Origin of the sequence: Erysipelothrix sp. P66 (assembly GCF_038682365.1) — a bacterium.
GTDB lineage: Bacteria > Bacillota_I > Bacilli_A > Erysipelotrichales > Erysipelotrichaceae > Erysipelothrix > Erysipelothrix piscisicarius.
In genome coordinates this window covers 730,222-750,795 of sequence record NZ_CP152290.1, presented here as the reverse complement: position 1 = coordinate 750,795, position 20,574 = coordinate 730,222, and the positions used below count along the sequence as shown (strand labels likewise).

General features: G+C 36.1%; 26 protein-coding genes. 1 reads left to right on the top strand and 25 read right to left on the bottom strand.

Annotated features, from left to right (window positions below; all coding sequences use genetic code 11):
- Positions 1-35: 35 nt before the first annotated feature.
- The 25 genes from AAG186_RS03730 to AAG186_RS03610 all read right to left on the bottom strand — a co-directional run bounded on the left by AAG186_RS03730 (position 36) and on the right by AAG186_RS03610 (position 19,437).
- Positions 36-950 carry a hypothetical protein gene (locus AAG186_RS03730; RefSeq protein WP_342622033.1) on the bottom strand — a complete coding sequence of 305 codons (915 nt, stop codon included), beginning with the start codon at positions 948-950 and terminating at the stop codon, positions 36-38.
- Between the two features lie 48 nt (positions 951-998).
- Complete coding sequence (locus AAG186_RS03725) at positions 999-1,229, bottom strand: hypothetical protein (RefSeq protein ID WP_003773244.1); 231 nt, start codon at positions 1,227-1,229, stop codon at positions 999-1,001.
- 3 nt (positions 1,230-1,232) lie between these two features.
- Complete coding sequence (locus AAG186_RS03720) at positions 1,233-2,285, bottom strand: CHAP domain-containing protein (RefSeq protein WP_342622032.1); 1,053 nt, start codon at positions 2,283-2,285, stop codon at positions 1,233-1,235.
- A complete protein-coding gene (locus AAG186_RS03715) occupies positions 2,272-2,643 on the bottom strand; it encodes a phage holin family protein (RefSeq protein ID WP_342622031.1) in 372 nt (123 codons plus the stop codon). Before AAG186_RS03715 ends, AAG186_RS03720 begins: the two co-directional genes overlap by 14 nt.
- Complete coding sequence (locus AAG186_RS03710) at positions 2,636-2,875, bottom strand: hypothetical protein (RefSeq protein WP_115354745.1); 240 nt, start codon at positions 2,873-2,875, stop codon at positions 2,636-2,638. Before AAG186_RS03710 ends, AAG186_RS03715 begins: the two co-directional genes overlap by 8 nt.
- A 12-nt stretch (positions 2,876-2,887) precedes the next feature.
- The gene (locus AAG186_RS03705; protein WP_342622030.1) at positions 2,888-4,930 is read right to left on the bottom strand and encodes a hypothetical protein; all 2,043 of its coding nucleotides are present in this window, start codon (positions 4,928-4,930) and stop codon (positions 2,888-2,890) included.
- Complete coding sequence (locus AAG186_RS03700) at positions 4,930-6,684, bottom strand: phage tail spike protein (protein WP_342622029.1); 1,755 nt, start codon at positions 6,682-6,684, stop codon at positions 4,930-4,932. Before AAG186_RS03700 ends, AAG186_RS03705 begins: the two co-directional genes overlap by 1 nt.
- The gene (locus AAG186_RS03695) at positions 6,681-7,343 is read right to left on the bottom strand and encodes a hypothetical protein (protein ID WP_342622028.1); all 663 of its coding nucleotides are present in this window, start codon (positions 7,341-7,343) and stop codon (positions 6,681-6,683) included. Before AAG186_RS03695 ends, AAG186_RS03700 begins: the two co-directional genes overlap by 4 nt.
- Positions 7,340-9,949, bottom strand: coding sequence for a phage tail tape measure protein (locus AAG186_RS03690; protein WP_342622027.1), 2,610 nt, complete (start codon positions 9,947-9,949; stop codon positions 7,340-7,342). Before AAG186_RS03690 ends, AAG186_RS03695 begins: the two co-directional genes overlap by 4 nt.
- A 123-nt stretch (positions 9,950-10,072) precedes the next feature.
- Entirely contained in the window at positions 10,073-10,420 is a 348-nt protein-coding gene (locus AAG186_RS03685) for a hypothetical protein (protein WP_275141052.1), read from the bottom strand.
- A 29-nt stretch (positions 10,421-10,449) separates the two neighbouring features.
- Positions 10,450-11,067 carry a major tail protein gene (locus AAG186_RS03680; RefSeq protein WP_342622026.1) on the bottom strand — a complete coding sequence of 206 codons (618 nt, stop codon included), beginning with the start codon at positions 11,065-11,067 and terminating at the stop codon, positions 10,450-10,452.
- An 11-nt stretch (positions 11,068-11,078) separates the two neighbouring features.
- Complete coding sequence (locus AAG186_RS03675; protein ID WP_342622025.1) at positions 11,079-11,480, bottom strand: HK97-gp10 family putative phage morphogenesis protein; 402 nt, start codon at positions 11,478-11,480, stop codon at positions 11,079-11,081.
- On the bottom strand, positions 11,480-11,812 hold the full coding sequence (locus AAG186_RS03670) for a hypothetical protein (RefSeq protein WP_275143768.1): 333 nt from the start codon (positions 11,810-11,812) through the stop codon (positions 11,480-11,482). The genes AAG186_RS03675 and AAG186_RS03670 overlap by 1 nt, the downstream gene beginning before the upstream one ends.
- 4 nt (positions 11,813-11,816) lie before the next feature.
- Positions 11,817-12,188: a hypothetical protein gene (locus AAG186_RS03665; RefSeq protein WP_342622024.1), complete on the bottom strand. Its 372-nt coding sequence runs from the start codon at positions 12,186-12,188 to the stop codon at positions 11,817-11,819.
- Entirely contained in the window at positions 12,142-12,408 is a 267-nt protein-coding gene (locus tag AAG186_RS03660; RefSeq protein ID WP_342622023.1) for a hypothetical protein, read from the bottom strand. Before AAG186_RS03660 ends, AAG186_RS03665 begins: the two co-directional genes overlap by 47 nt.
- Positions 12,405-12,746 (bottom strand): hypothetical protein, encoded by a 342-nt coding sequence (locus tag AAG186_RS03655; protein WP_342622022.1) that lies wholly within the window; start codon positions 12,744-12,746, stop codon positions 12,405-12,407. Before AAG186_RS03655 ends, AAG186_RS03660 begins: the two co-directional genes overlap by 4 nt.
- Positions 12,747-12,768: 22 nt before the next feature.
- On the bottom strand, positions 12,769-13,911 hold the full coding sequence (locus AAG186_RS03650) for a phage major capsid protein (protein ID WP_275168789.1): 1,143 nt from the start codon (positions 13,909-13,911) through the stop codon (positions 12,769-12,771).
- Between the two features lie 18 nt (positions 13,912-13,929).
- Entirely contained in the window at positions 13,930-14,601 is a 672-nt protein-coding gene (locus AAG186_RS03645) for a head maturation protease, ClpP-related (protein ID WP_275143763.1), read from the bottom strand.
- Positions 14,594-15,748: a phage portal protein gene (locus AAG186_RS03640; protein WP_275168787.1), complete on the bottom strand. Its 1,155-nt coding sequence runs from the start codon at positions 15,746-15,748 to the stop codon at positions 14,594-14,596. The genes AAG186_RS03645 and AAG186_RS03640 overlap by 8 nt, the downstream gene beginning before the upstream one ends.
- Positions 15,749-15,765: 17 nt before the next feature.
- Positions 15,766-17,496, bottom strand: coding sequence for a terminase large subunit (locus AAG186_RS03635; protein WP_342622021.1), 1,731 nt, complete (start codon positions 17,494-17,496; stop codon positions 15,766-15,768).
- Positions 17,468-17,815: a hypothetical protein gene (locus tag AAG186_RS03630; protein WP_254006329.1), complete on the bottom strand. Its 348-nt coding sequence runs from the start codon at positions 17,813-17,815 to the stop codon at positions 17,468-17,470. Before AAG186_RS03630 ends, AAG186_RS03635 begins: the two co-directional genes overlap by 29 nt.
- Positions 17,816-17,921: 106 nt before the next feature.
- Positions 17,922-18,308: a hypothetical protein gene (locus AAG186_RS03625; RefSeq protein WP_275161072.1), complete on the bottom strand. Its 387-nt coding sequence runs from the start codon at positions 18,306-18,308 to the stop codon at positions 17,922-17,924.
- Position 18,309: 1 nt separating this feature from the next.
- On the bottom strand, positions 18,310-18,675 hold the full coding sequence (locus AAG186_RS03620; protein WP_275143759.1) for a hypothetical protein: 366 nt from the start codon (positions 18,673-18,675) through the stop codon (positions 18,310-18,312).
- Between the two features lies 1 nt (position 18,676).
- Entirely contained in the window at positions 18,677-18,871 is a 195-nt protein-coding gene (locus tag AAG186_RS03615; RefSeq protein ID WP_275161071.1) for a hypothetical protein, read from the bottom strand.
- A 131-nt stretch (positions 18,872-19,002) separates the two neighbouring features.
- The gene (locus AAG186_RS03610; protein ID WP_342622020.1) at positions 19,003-19,437 is read right to left on the bottom strand and encodes a hypothetical protein; all 435 of its coding nucleotides are present in this window, start codon (positions 19,435-19,437) and stop codon (positions 19,003-19,005) included.
- 176 nt (positions 19,438-19,613) lie between these two features.
- Here AAG186_RS03610 and AAG186_RS03605 point away from each other — a divergent pair, with 176 nt between their 5' ends.
- A complete protein-coding gene (locus AAG186_RS03605) occupies positions 19,614-20,405 on the top strand; it encodes a TIGR02391 family protein (RefSeq protein WP_342622019.1) in 792 nt (263 codons plus the stop codon).
- Positions 20,406-20,574: the final 169 nt, after the last annotated feature.

Sequence of the window (20,574 nt, the reverse complement as noted above, 5' to 3'; positions counted from 1 at the left end):
ATTAGTATGTTGTCAAATATTTCAAATCTAGACTATTAGGAAGCATTAGCATATATTTGATACGATTTGTTATTACTATTTTCAATGATTTTGACAGTCGGCGTCATATCCATTAACAGTATATAACAGTGATGCAATGAAAGTAATGCTTCTTGATAGTCTTGGTGATTCTCTGCCAATGATACTTTTAAGCCGCATTCCGAACAGTGTTTATAATCAAATGGTCGACCATGTATTTTTGATGCCTTATTCTCATTAAAGGCACTGACAATATTGCTAATCACCTCTTGATCATTTTTTTTATCGAACATGCAACTTCCTAACCAATCATTAGCCAAAAGTTCCGATAATTCAATAGATTTTCTCAATAATCTCTCAAACGCTGGAGGGTATTTTTGGAGTTCAATATACCAATAACTAGATTTTTCAGGTGATTTTTCCAATTCGTGTTTTGCTTCGACAATTGTGTCTAATAAATCAATCGCTGCTAGTCCATTAAATTGTGGATCAATTGGTCCAAGACATGCATGTTTTGTCATAATTATTTCTTTTGCAGAAAATGCTATCATTGTCCCAGCAGACATCGCCTGAGAAGGAACAATAACTCTAATATCATCTTTGAATTTCTCGCGAATATATTGAACTATTCTTTCCGCGGCCGCAGGAGAACCACCAGGTGTATGTAAAATTAAATCAAGTCCTTTATCGAAATCTAATCCACTCATGGCATTAGTGATTCCTGTCATATCAGAATCGTTGATATCTAAATTTGGAACACTCTTAGAATTGAATGCTGAGTAATACACAATCACTTCTCTTCCAGTTATTCTTTTATACTCTTTTAAATACTTATATCTAACAACATCTATGTTATTCTCGTTGGCTTTTACCTCTTCGAAAATATCGCTCCACGACGGCATACATCTTCCTCCAATTCTTATTTTAATCATAACCTATTAAAACATAAAATGCCACCTCTAGATGGGAGGTGGCTTTGCCTATATTCTATCTTTAATAAAGTTCGTACGTTCAATCTTTTCTAAACGTCCCTCGTGCTCATTCAGTCTACGGTCCTGCTCGACATCTTTATCATCTTTGGACTTTTGCCATTCAAGTAAGTTATCAACGGATACTGTGAACTTCGCAATCGACACGGAAAGTTTAAAGATTGATACGATTGTTGGGATTCCTACTAGAAAGAGTAATCCAATAAATTCTGTATTGCTCATAATCTATCCTTTAAATCCGATTCCTGATTGCCACTTAATTCCTACAATTTGCGGATCAGCATAAGGAATGTTGACGATGTAATGACCATCCGCGATTTGACGTAAGATTTTGAACTCACGATTACGAGCACTTAATCCATCAGGATATTGATACGTAAAGTCTTCATTATAAAGAGGTACGTATCCTGCGTAGTCATAAATGACAAGGGTTTGCCCTGTGTAGTCTGTGACTTTGCTTGATTGCTTTCCATAGACACGTCCAACAGGTTTGTCGGTTATCGTTGCACGTGTTGAATCCACAAAGATTTGTTGTTTACCAAAATCACGTGTTTCGATACATGCTACCTGTGGATTTATCCAGTCTACAATCTCATAGGAAATTCCTGTATTGGGTTCAAGTTCCATCACTTCAATGTAGTGACTAATATTCTGTGCAACCGGCACCACACCCATGTCATAAGTCCCATATCGTGGATAATCTTTAAGCGGTAATAGGTTAATATATTTTCCTTTAGTGTTCTTGCTTGGCACTGGTGCTTCATAAGATGTTGCAGGTTTAAGCGGTGCTAGATAACGAATGACTTTCATTCCCCATTGATGTTCCACATCCTGGATACTACGGCCATATTTGAATAAGAATCCATTGGTTCGTTCACTGTAAGCAGACTCCGATAAGTATGCACGACCATTTTCTATTTTTTCGATAAAAGCGACATGGCCATAGTCATCAAGGTCACCGGGTACACCGAAGACAACAATACCTCCTACTTCAGGCTTATCACTGAGAACTGCACCATCACCGTCCCCCCATCGCTTTGCATCCCATCGACAACACGGATAGTCTGGACGAATTTTAAAAACTTCAAGCATACGTCCAAAAGCATACCAGGTACAATTCCCAAGCGCATATTTGTTCTTTAAACCACTCATGGTTCCTTGCACACTTAATGGTGCAAATTCGTCATGGTAGGGGTTCATGGTGCCATTCGCGTATGAATTGTATTCGGGAAGACGATGTAAATCACTCCCTGTGGTTCGTATTTTAAATAATATCATGATGACCTCCTTCACTAATTTGCAAGGCATCTTTATGATTTAAACCTCCCACAAAGGCTTCAATCCACATCGTCAATTCCTCATCGGTAATATCAATACCGACTTGATTGAGGGTCACTTTTGCACGATGTTTTGCCATGCTAAATTTATCATCCGACAACACATGTTCTCCCGCTACTTGCTCCACAAACATAACGGCTGCTTTCGCAATATTCGCAATTTGTTTTTGTTGTTCTAAAGATATCTTAACATTGTAGTATTTTTTCATTTTCATCCCTAAAAAACTTAAAATAATTGTTCCAGCTGTGATTAAAGTTGGATGCAATAGATTTAATAATTCATTTAATAATTCACTCATGTGGTTTCACTCCTTTATCGTTTGAAAGTTGTTCAAGATACGCTTTAATCGAATCAAGACGTTTAATTTCTTCAGTAATGCGATCATAAGGTGCTTTCTTTTCAAGCATCTTGTTTAAAGCTTGTTGGTGTTCGCGTTCTTTACGCTCCACAATAATTTCATCTTGTGAATAATCATATTGACTGCGTTCCACTTCAAGCGCTTTAATTTTTTGATTAATTAGGTTCAACATTATAACTCCCTCCTATTTCCAACGGCCAATTACGTGGTAATGGGCCCAAATCCAGTTTGATGTCGTGCGATATGTATATAAGGTCATTTGTGACGAACTATCTGGTTCAAATGAAACGTGTTCTTGAACATCCGGTGCAGTCGTATTTACTGAAGTGATTACCGTATACTTTGTATCGATAAATGAAATTGGAAAACGTACAACTGCGGATCCTCGATTTTTTGCTTGGATATCGATTCTTACCCTGCCCCATACTTCTAAACGGCCACTTTGATGTTTAATATAGCCACCCTCTCCATTAAGTTTTTCTTCCTCAGCTGATAATACCGTGCGCCATCTACCGTAGTTCCAAACACCATTACCATCCGTCATCATAGAACGTTGGTATTCAACGCCATTTAAATCAAAATAGCTTTGCATCACATACATCCAGGGTGCATTTTTATTTGGATACTGTCCTGCTCTTAATGTACGAACTCTAAAAATTCCTGCATAAGGACACGGTGCGTTGTATGACTTAGATGCATTGGCATTCGAACTGATGAGATAGTCTCCATCGTTATAGTAGTCGTTGAAATTTATCACACCGACACCGATTGGATATCGTCTTCGACCTGTTTCTGTATCGAGAACTTGAATTTTTTCTTTTTGATAAATATTTCCCTTAACACGCAACAAGTCTTTGTCAGATTCATTCACCACCATCCCAATCCCAACACTTGTTTCATTCCAACTCATCGTGACATTTGATGTTGGAATCAATAGCGGATAGGTTACTGTTTTTAAGCCATCAAATAGTTCAACGATTAAAGCATATTGTTCGTGTACTAAAAAACCACTCAACAATCGGTCAAGTGATCCATTTTGGGTATACGTGTTTTCTGCATGTGAAACACTATTTTTAAGAATGCGTACACGAAGTTTATTGTAACCAAGTTGGGTAAATCTCAGTGCACCTTTAATATGAATGTAGGTTCCTAGTGTTGCAGGGTTTCCAACCGAATCGGTACGGGTTTGCGTTAAATTCTGAACACTTGGATAGGTATAGGGTTTTACATCATACAGATACTCAAAGCTTGCCTTACGGTTTCGTTTGGTTTCAACCGTTATAATTGCTTTCTGCTTTAACCCTGCTTTCAAGAGAACACTGGTAACACCACCGGTATTTGAGTAGTTTTTCCCTTCAATTTGAATTGCAGTCGATTTAATACTTGTTCCTGTTGGTGCATTGGGTTTATACGCATAACGGATTGGCGAATTGTGTTGCAGGAATCCATTTTTCACTAAGGCGTTTGCTTCACTGAGTTGAAGTCCTGATACCGTAATTTTATTATCTGCTTCTTTAATATTGACGGTTATCGTATAGACGTTATAGCCAATACGATTGCCACTTGCATTAAGGGTTGTAAGCCACAGATACATCTTGCGACTTGAGACGGTAGGCATTCGATTGAGTAAACTATTTTTTTGACTTTCTGTAACATTAAACGTCACAAGTCCTGCGCCAATATTTTTTTGTTGCAACCAATAATCGGTACTGCTATCACTATTTTCATACATTACATAAACGTTATGTCTAAATGAACTGTGTTTTGCTTCAATACGAAGCGACAGGACATCTCCAATGGAGTATACACTTGGATAGGATGATAAACTCGATTTTCGTGGAATTGTTTTTAAAACAACACTACCTTGAGCTCTTACTGATCCATTCCCTAATGGATTGACTAATGAAACCGAAATATCATAATAGACCGTCTTGGTTCCATTGTCATTGTGACCAACATTACGCCAACTCCAAGAATCTAATACAATGTAATCTGTATTTCTAAAATCATAGGCAAAGGAACTTGAATACGACTCACCATAAATCGTTTGGTTAAGACTTGAGTTTGCATCCGCGTTCCATCGCGAACCGGTTGAACGCAAGCCAATTTCCCAACGCATCGGTGTGAAGTTCGATTCAATACTTTGATTCCCGACTTCATACCAAACCTCAAGATAAACACCACCTGAATTTGGTATTTCGCGATTTTCTTTTCTCACCCATGCCATTACTGCATCTCTCCTTCTACCGGTTTAATAATCGTAATGGTTTTTGATTGAGGGTATTTCATAATAATATGATTTCCAACAATAATATCCATTAAAGCAATAACACTGGTAATCCGTAATTTTTGATTATCCATAACCGCAACCGCTACACCATTTTCAATAAACTCAATGACATTATGGCCAATATGAACGGAAACAGGGTTTCCACTTTTTCCAATGATGGCGCCATTTTCATCGATACGAAACCAAGACTTCATTTCCTCAATACCATTAATGAGCTTTACAATTTCAAAATTATATTGATCTTGAAGTTGTCGGTAAATTGTACGTGTTTCTTGACGTATCTGTTCCTGAAATTGATCTCGTTTATTCAGTGCTTCATCGACTACTTCTTGAAGTTCAGACTGTGATTGCGTAATAAGCGTTATCGCTTCATTTGAAAATAGATCTAACGATGAACCTATGTCACTTTGAAGCATATTTGCTGTGATTGAGTTCGCGCCAATAAAACTAGAGTTAAAACGCCCATCTTGTGTCAAAGCATATTCGAATGGACCCTCATTACCATTTTTTGAAAAACCTAGTCCCCCAAGACCAAAGCGCCAAACATTTTTAGCCTTTTCTTTAGGTAATGCGTCGAGAACTAAGATTTCATGGTCATCAATATAAATTTTTCCGGTTTTATTAAGTTGGTTGATTGTTTTCGTTTGTTCTTGAGTTAATTTTTCAAGTTCAGATGTTTTCGTATATGCTTGCTTTATTTGATCCTGAATCGCTTCAAACCGTTGTTTTACATCTCGTGTGACATTACCAAAAACAAGTGACTTAACCCTTTTCAAACATACATCATATACGTACTCTTGCACCTCCGTATTGAGAAAAACAAGCGGATGCTTTACCACAACTAAATCACCAATGTCTAATTCTTGGTTTACATCACTTTTAACGGTGTAGCTTACCATTGGAACCGCATGTTGTGTAAGATGTTTAATTGCATAATTTCGCAATTCCTCAATCAGTGCTTCTTCCTTAGGATTCTCTTCTTCAAGTTTCGATTCAAACTGTATCGTTTTAACATACGGTGTTGAATACTGTTTCTTAGACTTCAAAAACCGTTCGGGTAACATGAGTCCGTTTGGACCTGTTGGATAAAGGGTTGTAACAACTTGGCTCCAATCCTCATAAACTTCCACATTTTGTAAATCACTTCCGTAAGTTAGCGTTGCTCCTTTATCTACCGGTTGATTCCGATTAAAAGTTACTGTGAAGTTATCTGCATCAAATACACCGTTCCACCGTTCTTCCATAACTTGCCATGCTTCAAAAAGCGTTTTACGAATAAAGTATGCCGTTTGTACATCATTAACGTTCGAAAGCAGTTTAAATGGAGATTTTTCATGGGTATTTTGATTTAAATAGTTTAATGCTGCAATTGCACTCAACTTTGTTGGACGAACATCCAGTAGAAAATATTTTTGCGCATCAAACATAACGTGATGAGCTTGAAAAAGAATACGTCGTGATGTGAATTTTATATTCGAAATACGAAAAGCTTGTGGATTAAGTTTTGACTTCGTTTTAACAACACAAAGATAGTCTTGTAAAATATGCCGTTTATAACGAGAAGCACATTCTACTTCGATATACCAACCACTCAGTGACCGTTTTTTTGTTTCAACACACTTGTAAGCATCAATACAAATATTCCCATTCGAATCAAAATTATCGTCGTTAGGGTTAAAGATTTTAATCATAGCCAACGATCCTTTCGTTTAAACTCAACAATGCACATCCCTTTATGAAAACGCACTTCATTGTTTCCAGACTTAAGTATGGGGAAATCCCATCCAATTTTAAGATTCCGATTACGATTCAAGCCTTTATACGTGCATATTTTACGATTACAATCAATGATTACTTCATGCTCTTGATCACCAAATCGATAACCGAGCCGAATTCCATTAATACTGATTTCGACATCACTGCTTTGTACCTTTGTTAATCGAATTAGCGGTCTTGAAAAAACTGTCCCGATATTGGTGCTATTTGTAGTGTAACGATCATCCACATACCAAAATGGTTCACGTTCAAGTGACAACGTAAATCGCTGCATCGTCACAAACCGCTCAATGTTCAACGCGTCATAAATATCTGCAAAGGTATAACGTCCTTGATACTCCACTTTAATCTTTTCTACTAAGGTAGCAAGGAGGCGATCTGTTTTGCTTGGATCGATAATTTGAACCTCTAAAGAAATTGGTAACGAACTGTAACCAAGTGGTATCCGCTCACTACCATCCTTTCCTTCAATATCGATTTGTTCAAAGCGTAAGGGAGCCCGACCCAATATTTTAGTAGGTTCTTCAATTAAGATACCGAGTTCTTTTTCTGTTAAATTATTAAATTTCATCATGACATCACCTCTAATAATCGACGGTCGATGAGGCGCACAAACCCTTCATCATCCAACTCTAATTTAAGTCCCGATAGTACACGTTTTAAGACTCGGGCCAATTTATCATAATCAATCAATGGCGTTTGATTGGATCCGCCGCTTCGTGTCAATGGAACAACAGATGTACGGCCATTTTCATGTCTTAATAACTCAGGACCCGCTTCACCAACAATAGCCGACCCAGTAAGCAAATCACCACCAGTGGCAAGGTATGTCATTTTCCCAATATATCCGATATCAAAGCCCATTCCGCCAACACCGGGAACCCAACTAGGAATTTTAATTTGATTGATGCCTGAGATAAAAACATTGAGTCCTTCAATGAGTGTGTTAATACCTGCAATAATCAAATTAATCGGTGCCTTTACAATGCCATAAAGAATATTGGCAACACCATCTACAATCAGTTTAATACCATTCCAAGCACGAGACCAATCTTGAGTAAAGACACCTGCAACAAAATCAACAATACCTTTAAATACACGAATTACCCCTTTGGCAATACTTTCAAAACTACTTAGCATGATTTTAATAATATCGATGATGATTGAGACACCGCCCTTAATTGCGTTCACAAATATTGTTACATTTGCCACTAATAGTGATCCAAAACTTTCAACAAACCACGCAACAAAAGGTTGGATTGACGACCATAAATTTAATAACTCATTAGAAATCACACCGATAAATTCAACCCAATGGTCCCACAAGGGTTGAATTGCTTCGTCCCATAATGTATTAAGTGCATCTTTAAACACTTCAAAGATAGGCTCGATGATCTCTTTATAAACTTGATATAGTAACTCACTAATTCCTTGCCATGCTTCGCTCACATTGCTTCTAAAGGTATCATTGGTGTTCCATAATTCTAAAGTCGCGGCAGTAAATGCCGCAATGACGGCTATGATGGCTGTTATCGGAAGGATTAAACCACTAACTGCAGCACCTACTGTTCCAAACATCGGTACAAGTGTTGTTGTAAACAAAGTAATGAGATTGGAAGCTGCTCCAGCGAGTGTTCCAAAGATAAGTAATAGCGGACCTATCGCAGCTACAAGACCACCACTTATTAAAATAGTTGCTTTCACAGGTTCTGATAGGCCATTTAACCATTCAACGGTATTTTTAAGCCCACCCACGAATCCTTGAACCGATGGAAGGAGCAAATCACCAAAACTAATGGCTAAATCGTTAGTAACATTTTTTAAAATTTTCATCTGTGATTCGGTCGTTTCATATCGTGTGGACGCTTCGTTCGTTAATGCAGTATTTTCTTCCCACGCCACATTTCCTAATTCAATTGCATCGCTGAAAATCTCACTTGCATTTGCTGAACGCAAAAGAGCGTCACGAAGTCTTGTTTCTTTGATTCCCATATCATCAAGAATTTTAATCGCGGAATCACCTTGTTCGGTAGCCTCGGATAATCCTTTAATAAAACTCAACAAGGCTTGCGAAGCATCTTCTTTAAAAGCTTTTGAAAATTCATCCGAAGTCATCCCTGCAATGTGGGCGAACTGGCTTAATTCGTGGCCACCTTCTTCAACCGCCAATTGCATTTGAACCATTACCTTACTGAATGCGGTCCCTCCTGCTTGCGCTTCAAGACCAACACTCGATAATGCTGTCGAAAGCGCTAGAATATTACTCTGGCTCATTCCTACTTGCGCTCCTGCGGCACCTAAATTCATGGCCATGTTAGCAATATCGGCTTCGGTTGTCGCAAAGTTATTCCCTAAAGCAACAATAACCGACCCTAGACGAGTAAAATCTTCGCCACTCATCTTTGTTATGTTGGCGAATTTTGCAAGCGTGGTTGCCCCTTCTTCTGCACTGAGATTGGTCGCCTCACCAAGATCAATCATGGTGCGTGTAAATTGAACAATATGTTCCGACTCAATCCCAAGCTGACCCGCAGCTTCTGCAACAGCACTAATTTCTTGTGTAGAAGCCGGTATTTCTTTGGCCATCTTTCGAATTTCATTCGTAGTTTTATGTAATTGTTCCTGAGTTCCTGGAAAAGTTTTAGCAACCCCTGCAATGGAACTTTCAAAATCTACTGAACTTTTAATCGCAAGACCAGTTGCTGCCGTGTATGCACCAGTGAACACGGACATTTTTTTTCCTGCACTTTTAAGATCATCTGATGTTTTGTCGAGTTTTTTTGAAAAGTCTTCCAAATCAGCCGTTCCCGAATTGATTTTTGAAGCTGTTTTTTCAACCTGACTTCCGTAGCGTGATAGTTCCGCTTCCGCCTGTTTTAAGGATGCTTTCTTTTTGTCAATTTCTGTAGTGGATGCAGATTCATCTTTTTGAAGTTCATTTAATTCGGTTTTGAGTAAACGAACCTTATCCGCTTGGATATCATAGGCATTTCTTAAATAATTAAGTTTATCTGCAAGTTTTTCACTTGTCTTAGTAGATTCCGTCCACTGAGTTTGAACCAACTTAAATTGTTGGTAATTTTCACGTAAAACCGCATTTACAGATTGGTTTGTTTTAATGAAATCGACGGCACCGTCTGCTTTAAAGACTAAACCTACCCTTTTTAAATCATTTGCCATATTATTGTCGCTCCAATTCTAGGTACAATCGAACAATTTCATTAAACTCAATTGGATTCATGTGCATCAACTCTTTTTCGCTTAAACCGACTTTGAGCGCAGTAAACTTGAGTTGCGCCCAATCTATCGTCGCTTCCTTTTCTGACTGCGGTTTCCAGATTTCTTGGATGTTTCTTTTTTTTTATATGCTTTTTGAATTTCGAGTTGCTTTTTAATAAAATTAAATACTTTTGCATAATCATTGGGATTCACAAGGCGAATTGCTTGTTTATAGGTTAATACATCATCATGATTTGCTTGAATAACTGCGTAAACAAATGAATTAGACAACCGAACTTGACTTCGTGTATTTAATTCATTAATACGGTCTTGTAATAACTCAATCGACCCTTCACGCTCTTCCAAATATTCAAGAACAAGATAATTCCACTCGAGCTTAATATTGGTTCCATTTTTCAATGTTAAAATCATGGTCTACTCCTTTCCATAAAAAAGGGGGCTTATCCCCCTACGCTTACTTGTTTTAATTGCTCTTTTGTTAAAATTGGTTTTTCAAAAAACTTATCTTCCGTGATGCCCTTTGGAAACGATGAAATTTCACTATCAATATAGTTTTTAACATCATTCATCTCATTAAAACTATATGCCCGAATTTTGATGGATGAATTTTGTTCGCTAAATTTTTCTTCACTTGTTTTAATATCATCGCTATTTTCAACAAGTTGACACTTCGGATACCACACATAACGAACTCCACCCAACTTACGTTCTACATATCCAAAAGCAAAATAGGGGCGTTTTGAAGCTCGTCCACTTGAAATAAGCCCACTTTCATCAATAACATCACCACGTAGCTTTGCGAGCGTTTCAACATCAAATGCAACAACATCAAGCGCGAGTTCAACTGACGAAGTTTGAGATATTGTTTCATATAAAATACCTGAAGAACGTACGTTACTACTCTCTGAATTCTCTGTAGTACCCAGGGTTTTAACGGTTTCTTGCTTAATCGTTGGCGAAAACTTTGCGGGATCATATTCACCTTGTGCATTAGGTGTATTAATTGCAATATATTGTGCACCAACTGTTAGTTTTAAAAACGGTTTTTTTGTTTCCATAACTTTCCTTTCTATAACTCTAGTTTGAGTTTTTCTATCATAATTTTTGTATACTTACTCTGATTTAATGCGTACGTTGGACCCAAGAATGGTTGGCGTGGTGTTCCCCATCGACGTTTTGATGAAGCACGTGTTCCGAACTCAACAAATCGCAACCAGTATACTCCTGATCCAACTTCAACTTCTCCATGCTTCGCACGACGATACGCCATCTCATCTAGCATGTGTTTGTGTTGTGATGATCGAATTTTCGAATAAGGTTTCGGAAGTCTTTTTAAATCATTGACATATGCTTCTGCTGCATCTACTAACACATCTTGAATATGTTCTACATTATATATTAGTAATTTGAGTTCTTTTTCGAGTGCATCAAATCCAATTCGTAAATTTTCAGGTTCATCAATGAGATGCATTATAAATCCTCAAACACAGTGACAACAAATGTTGAATGAATCATTTGTTCTGACTCAATATATTCATGAAAAATTGGAATATAAAGTCCTTCATCAGCCAACTTGTTTTTTAACTCAAGCAATTTAGCGTGGCGTGGTGTTTTCGAAAAAAAAGATACCTGATACGTTACAGTGCTTTGATATTCATCACCACTTGATAAAACAGAACTCCATTCATTTTCAAAATAAACAAGACGAGGAAATAACTTAGCATTCCGATCATTTTGAATACCTTCATTAACACAAATTTTTAAAGAATCTAAAAGTTCCTTAAGTTTTTCTTTAGTTAGCACAGTCTTAAACCTCCTCAATTTTGGGATTTTCATAGTGAACAAGTGTCAAATCCGTTTGCGGAAAGCCATAGCGATCTGTGTAATGATACACATTGTATATTTTATGATATGACTCGTTTATTTTTAATACATGCAAACTTGTTAGTTCGAGAATCTGCGGAATATTAATTTTTAAGCTGATATTAAGTTCACGTGCTTCAAATTCATATCTGAGTCTGTCAGTTACCGATAAAAGACGAAAAGCTACTTTCTTTTGACAATCTTCCAAGTATTCTTCCGGAAAGTGACCTTCTGTTTGATTAATTTTGAAAAGATGGGCGCCACCACTGTTATAAGTTGGAATTGTAGTAGCGAATTTGGAGATTGGTGTAATCACCCGCATACACCTCCTTAAATTCCGCAAGTCTTGAAAATCTACGGTAAAGCACATAATTTTTAAGGAGTACACGCGCCTTTAAATCACGATCGTAATCAATGATACATCCTGCAATCGCGTTAATATCTGCTTTACCTTCTTTAATGTATGTTTCTAGCAGTTCATCAGAAAAAAACGGAGAAATTCCTTGTTCAAAGCGAATTTCTGATACTAAATTCATGTGTTAGTTACCTTCTTTTTAGTTTTACGACTGTTATTTTGAATCGAACTGGAATCATCAATGTGGGTGTTATTTCCATCAGTTTCTTCATCGAGCACCTTCTCTAAATTATCATTTTCAAGTTCTTCATCAGATTCGTTCTTTAAAACACTGTCCTCGGAATCAGGAATATTCATCGGTTTAATTAATGGAATACCAGGAATATTATTTGAAGAACTTAATTCTAAGATGCGGTTTTCGGATGGCTCCAATCCTTCGCGTGGATAGATATCACCCACCTCATATTGGTAGTTATTATCCTGTAGATCGTGCCAACGCTTGATTACTATGTATTTCATGATTGTTCCTTTCTAACAAGACTTAGGCCCCCACACCTAAGTCTTTAACATTAAAAGCAAGGGGCGCTAGTGTTGTGATATTTAATAAGACGGTCATGTTTTGCTTTTTGAGACGTCCATTACCGTAGGTAACAACTTTAAAAGCACGAACATGATCTAAGAATTTAAATTCATCCGATTCATACAGACCCATGCGGCTAATACCTGCGCTATATCCCATTGGAACATATAAGATTGCTTTGTTTTGTGGCACTGAAGTTGCTTGGACAATTTCAATATTAAACGGAAGCACTTGTCGATACTCTCCAATTGCTGATAAATAAGTTGTCGCTGGTAGTACTTTTGTAAAATAATCACTTGGATTAACTATTAAAACTAATTTGGAAAGTGTACGTTTTCCATCATCACTTAACGTTGCAAGGTGGGGTGCAAGAGCCTCAGCTGAAAATGATTTGATTTCTATAGCATCGGCATCAGGATATACACCACTTTGTACATTTCCTTTCAAATTTTTAATCATTCCTACCGGCGCATTCTTCCCGTTTCCTGCAATAATTCCTTCTTCTAGTCCTTCTTCATTAACCTCTAATAAGACTTCACGAACATACTTATCAACCCATTCATGTCCAAGTTCGATAATCCCTAAAGGAATGAGTGAAAATGCCGCTAATTTATGGATTTCAAAATCAATGATTTCGAGTTGTGCAGTAATTTCTTTAGTGATTGTTTCATCCAGTGCACCCCAAGCAGCTTTGCCGACTTTCTCTGCTAAAATCCACTTTTTAACACCTGCTGGTGACCAATCAATATATTGGAATAAAGGACGTGATTGTTTTAAATCTTCAAAGACATAATTTGTAATTGATGTCGGAATTAAATCTTCTTGCTTTCCTTTTGTGAAGCCATGACTTGCTTGCATTGGATCTGTAATTAACTCATAAAATCCATGTTCTTCTGCTGATAGATTACGCAAGCCATATTTGTCAAAGAGATGATTATTCGCAGATACTTCTTTTGCCATACTTTGATATTCATTAACAATCGATTCAAGTTTGTCATCCAATAGTTTTTGGACTGACTCGATAATTACTTGCCCTTTTGCTTCTTTAGGGGCATTTTGGATTAATTGTACAAGTTCATTTGTTTCTAATTTTGATAGTTTCATAGGTTCTCCTTTTCCTTTCTAAAAGAAATCATCATCTTGTTCACCCAAGTTTGTGATTTTTGTTCTCAGTGCTTTGTTTTCTTTAATGAGATGAGCAAGATAACGGTCATTTAAACATTGATTTGCTTCTGCCTTTTCAAGCACGGTCGCAAATCCAAATTCATAAGCTTCCTTTGCCTCAAGCCAAGTTTCTTGATCCATCATATTGCGAATTTCCGCTTCAGTTAAGATTGTTTTTGATGTGTAAATATTGATACTTGGCTGAGTAATTTTTTCTAAATCATCTGCTGCTTTACGCATCGTATGGGCATCACCTTCCGCTTTGCTCCATGCATTATGAATCATTAATAGTGAACTTTCAGGAACAATACGCTTCGATCCTGCCATAAATATGACTGATGCAATACTGCAAGCAAATCCATCAACAATAGTAGTGACGTTACCACCAAATGAATTCAATAGATTATAAATAGCAAGCCCTTCACTGACACTTCCACCCATTGAATTAATGCGAACACATAGACTTGGTGTATCTACCTGATCCAATGCATCTTTAAAGCTAAGTGCAGATACATGTTCTGATTCAACATCAAACAATATTTCCCAGACTTCTTGCTTTCGTATTTCACCGTATATATAAAGTTCTGTTGTAGTATCGCTTTTCTTAACAAACTGCATTACTTCATTCATCTTTGTCTCCTTTCTCCTCATGCTCTACATTCATATAGTTTTTTGTGACGTACCGTCGATTAGCCCACGGCTCATCAATTTGAGGCTCTCCCATGTTGTGTTGTATATCATTGAATGAATACCCCACACTTCGCAACTTATCAATACTAGAGGCAACATCCATAATGTTGAAGTATTGTAATGCGAATTTATTGGCAACAATTTTTTGGCCACTCAAATATTCCTCCTCTGAAATTAAATGCGCATTCAGCCCATCTTCGATTATTTTTAAAATCGGCAACACTGCAAAGGTGATGAAATCATTAGTTCCAGTTGACTTATCCGTCTTACTTCCGTAGAAAACGTCGAGTGGAATTCCAAAAGCCATCGCAACCATATCTCCGTATTTTCGAATGAGCTTCAAGTAATCATCCGAATTAGACTTTGACTTACTTGTAATTTCTTCAAGTTTCATGCTCGATGGTAGGGGTACGACAACTGAATCATCAGACTCTAAGTGACCTAAGACATTCTTTACATAATCCTTCATGTTAACCGGATTTCCATCTTGATCGCATAACTCGATATTTGACTGTGGCATTGTAAATACATACTTAATTCGATTTGATATCTTAAACGCATTGGATGCAACGTGCAGCATCTCAACATACGACTGATAGAATGTTTTCATGAATGCATGTACTTTACAGTTCCCTAAAGTTAAAAAAATTACATCCTCTGATGTAATCGTTTTATTTAAAAGCAGTTCATTCCCATTAGAATCTTCAAGAATAACGGAAGTATATGTTTTATCCAACATAACTTCTTCTCCAGTTTTGAATGATTTTGCAAGGTATAGTTTTTTTCCTGAGATTACAATAAGACATTCATTCTCTCGGAAAAGTTTACGCACCACTCGCATCCAAAATGTAGTGCCTGTGTCATTACAATTTGGAACAACATTAAGGGTATAGTAAACCTCATTAATTACTTTTTGATTACCATCGTAATATTGAAAGTCTACCTTGGCGATTGTCTTTGCAATCATTTCAATTGCGCTCTCAATCATCAATTCTTGAAGTTCAAGATGCTTTGCCTTTTTTTCAACAATATCATCTAAAAAATCGACGCGGTAACCATTTTTCTTAAAGACATTAAAAAAATTCAAAGATTTCCCCCTCCTTTCTACATCCAAATTTGGATGATTTTCTTTTCCAAAAGTTCTCGTGCTTGACATGCATGAACTAATGCCATAAATGGATCATTTTTACGTAATTTAGGCTCTATTTTTTCAAATGTAAGTAGGCCATCTTTTTTAATTTGTAATGCTGTGTTATTTATAGCCCAACGCATAATGGCACTGTCACCAATATTAATCGTACCATCCACAAATAATTTTTCGATAAAGGGAGCAACGATGTTATATACTGATTGATTAATGCGTATCATACGTATCATTCCAGATGGATTATCGCGTGACTCTACTGCAATCCCATAGGCTTCAAACGAGCGCTTCATTAATTGATAGCGATGACTATCCAAAACAATCTTCTGAATGCGATATGTGCGCATCGCATCAATAACCCATCTCACCAAATAATCTTCGTGAATGTAGTCTTCGTCAATCACCTCAAAATCAATAAAACCAGGTGACCCATACTTATCAAATGGAAACTTAATTTCAGAAAAATGCTTGCTTCTTCCACAAATCCACGTTTTACTTTTCCAAATGTATTCTTCATTTTTCATAAATAAAAGACCCACAGAAGCAAAGTCATTAAATTGAGCAAAATCAATACCGACAACCGCATTGCTTCCCGGCTCAACGTAAGTATCGCGCGGAATCTTCTCCTCAACATCACTGTAAGATGCTTTGAGAATGTTGTTCCATGATGTTAATGCTTGTTCATGATCTTGCATGGGTATATTCATCCGTTTTGAATAGAATTCTGTTTTATAGGATGGTTTTGTTAAAAAATTGTAATAGTCAAAGATTAAAGCAGATCTAAGAATCGGAAGATATCGCAAGCTCGGATTTGCCTGCTCCCAAAGTGTTGTATCAATATCATTGGGATCATTGGTTTCTAAGTTTTTTTTCATTGGTTTATGAATATCTTCGCGTTTCATCCGACAAATAAAAGGAAACATTCTTAAATAGTTTGCTTCTCCATGAAGTACGGACATTGAAAGTTCAATTTTTTCATCAAGAGGACCATCTCGGACAATACCATTCGTGGAGATTGTCCATGTTCGCGCATGTTTAACCTTCCCAAATCCTGATGTGAATACATTAAGTTGTTTGTAGTCCTCATAACCATGTAATTCATTAAAAATAAGCATTCCACTTTTCTTTCCATCCTTTGTTTTCGCATTTGATGTGTTGTACTTGAGCCGTGATCGTGTTTTACGGCCAATGATCACAGTTTTATTCCAATAGAACATCTTTCGCATTATTTTCTTGTTTGCTTCCAGCATATCGTAAAGAATCTCAAATGAGTCTTTTGCCTGATCTTCACCATTAGCGATAATATCGATGTTGTAATTAAAGACACCATACATTGGAGACAGTAAAAAAAGTGCAAGTGGCATGAGATATCCGTCTTTTCCATTACCACGCCCCATCAAATCAAAAATATCTCTAAAAATTACATTTTCTGGATTTTCTTTTTCATACATGAATACAAAAGCATAATGGAATTTTTGAAATGGAAATAAGGGATAAAACCAGCGTTCACAAAACGCGATACACTTGTCCAACGTTTCAGAGTCAAAGAAAATATCATCACGCATTAATGTAGGCGTAACAATATTTTTTATGAGCAATTTAACTTCTTCGCTAATAGCGTCAGGATTCTCATCAACAAATTTCAGATAATCATCAATTGCATCATGTGTAATCATCTTCTTCATAATCATCGAAATCATCCGGAAGTGATACATTTAACTCTTTAAGAACACGAAGGATTTGTGAGCTTACCGTGATTAAACTTTTTACGGATTCATTAGAAGTGTCTTTTTTAAATCCATTTCCCGTTGTAACTTGAATACGTAATCCATTTTTGATAATGTCATCCTCTAATGTATCTTTTAATTTGAATAAAAATACTGTATGATCAACCAAATCATCATAAAATTGACCGTATTTATTCAATTTTGCAAGTTGATCTTTTAAATCTTTTTCAATTAAATCATACTTTTCAAGACGGGCTTTCTTGGTTCTTTTCGACTTTGACATGGCCATACCACCTTTCGCGCGCGTAAATCAAAAAAATCTGGACAGTCACCACTCCACACCCGCTCCTCTTAAGCGATATACTACGCTAGGATTTAAGGGGGGGGTATTACACTTCCGCAATGGTAACAATAAAAAGTCCATCCACTACTTCAACCTTCAACAAATAGTCATAGAGACTCATCTCTTTGCCAAATTTAAAGGAAAGGTCAAACAATCCTAAGTGATCCATAACCAATTTAATATCTTCATCATCATACGCACACAATAGTGTAAGAACTGATTTGAATACTTTGAGGATGCTTTCTGTGTGTTTGATTTGTTTGATTGGAACTTTTGATACACAAGCTGTTGCAAACAATTGAACCGCAGTTACATCATCATTTTGACAATAGCAAGTCTGGAAAATATCCTCAGAATGTTTTAATACGAAACTACTTTTATCTTGATGAATTACTTTCGCGTTCATACTTTTAATAAACTCAATTCGCTTCATACTACCACCTTTCTTGCGTTATCTTTTTCTTAGGTTTAAAACGATGCTGTTTACGCTCTTCAATAATTTCATGAGCTTCAAATGAGAGACTGACAAGGTTATCTAAATCCAAACACAGTTCTGGACATTTTCTAATCGGAATAATGTGATGAACAGTATTCGCCCTACGAACTTCTAATTGCTTTGGTCTGTGTTTGTCATCATGCCATTTGCCTATAAAAAATTGACATACATGTTTATCTCGCATTAAAGCTTTTTCACGAGCAATATCCCAGTCTGTAGATTTATAGAACGCATTAACATTCCCTTTTGAAATTTCTCTAACCCAGTCTTTAGGTTCACTTCGACGTGCTCTTCGTTTCTTCATTTCACTTCACCTTAATTTCTACAAAATTATTTCGACACTGTTCCACAGAAACAATTAAGGTTTCACCCTTTCGAAAACACAGAAGATGATTTCGTGTCACTTTAAAAGGACTGACTACATCACCTAAATTCAGTTGAACTTTGTACGCAGACTTCGTACACATTACAATCGTTGGTCTTATACATTTTAGAATCATGCTTTCTCCTTTCAAGAAAAAAAGACACCTTTTCAAGTGTCTTTCCAAAAGAAGGATAACAGCCCATATATGTGAGACATCAAGATTCACATTACCATATTAACATGTAAAATGTACTGACAGTGTCGGAGTTAGAGGTCATACTCTTTTAGGACTTCTGATAACTCTTTGTCGATCAAATAAATCATTACTGTTCTCGAATAATTATAACTTTCGGCAACTTTCGACTGAGATTCTTTAAGTACATAGATGCGAATCAACATATCTTTCACATTAGGAGAACATTTATTTAAGACTTCTTCAACGTCCAAAATGCGCATTCTCCATTTATTAATTTCGCGATTCAATAATTCTTCTTTTTGCATGAGATCTAATTTTGGGATCAAAGACCATTTAACCTTTACATCTCCAGACTTTGAATAATCTATACCGCTTATTTCATAGAGCTTCGTGCAGACTTGTTCTAGCTTTAAATTAAGATTAATTATTCTTAAACAGTAGTAATTTACGGATTGTAATTCATTTTTTAAAAAATTTAGAGCATTTTGCTTTTTTCTAAATGTCATAACATTGACTACCTCCTATTTTCTTATTATTTAAAATTTAGCGTGACATATTATTTTAGAAAACACCCCATGACTCCCAATATTTTATGCATTTTTGTATAAAATTGATTCTAAAATCTGTATGTCGTACTATAAGAGTAACTATATTAGAGAGGGGATAATTTAATAGGATGTTAATGAATAAAAACTCAATAGAGGAAATTAGTAAAATCATAGGTGAGCATTTAACAGGAACTGAAATAACTAAACTACTAGAAGTAGCCGAATTCCCAACAAGTGATTATCTTGAAAACATGACAAAATGGCGAAGATTGGACAAGTTATTTAATCAATACTCAGATAATCATCATTCGCAAAATCACGTAATAAAAGTAATCGAGCTTTTTCTTGATCCGAGAAAATTTATTAATAGAGATGATGTCCATAAAGATATTCTAGAAAAAATGAATTTATTATTAGCTTTTGACGGTATTAAAGTACTCGATTCTGGAAAATTGCAGAAAACGGAAATAGTAACTACTTTAAGTGAGGCAAATATCAACGTATCATCTTTCAAAAACAGACTAATAGAGTTGAAAGTTCATCAAAAAATTATAGTTTATTGCACTCCAGATATTCTTAATGAAGACTACACATCTATTATCTTGGAATCAACTAAAGGATTATATGAAGAAATACGTAAAAAAACAGGACTTACTAAAGATGGTTCAAGGTTAATTGATGAATGTTTCTGTATCCGTGATCCCTATATTGTTTTTAATACCTTAGAAACGGAGAGTGAAAGAAACGAGCATAGAGGTTATATGGAACTTCTAAAAGCAATCACTAGTCTATTTAGAAATCCAAGGGCACACACTCCGAAAATATATTCTGTAGATAATGAAAGTGACTGTATTCAAATTCTTAATTTAATTTCATTTGCATATTATAGACTTGATATTTCTACTACTATCAAATCTCAAGTCTAGTAAACTGATGAGGCGTTTTTATTATTCAAAAAAGTAGTTCCCTACTTTCAAAAAACTTATTTTGTATCGATAGGTTTCTATTCATGTTTGGATGGCCATAGCATTAATATCAAATAGGAAGATAACCTGTATGTTATTTTAATTTTTGAAACACTCAAAATACGTTATT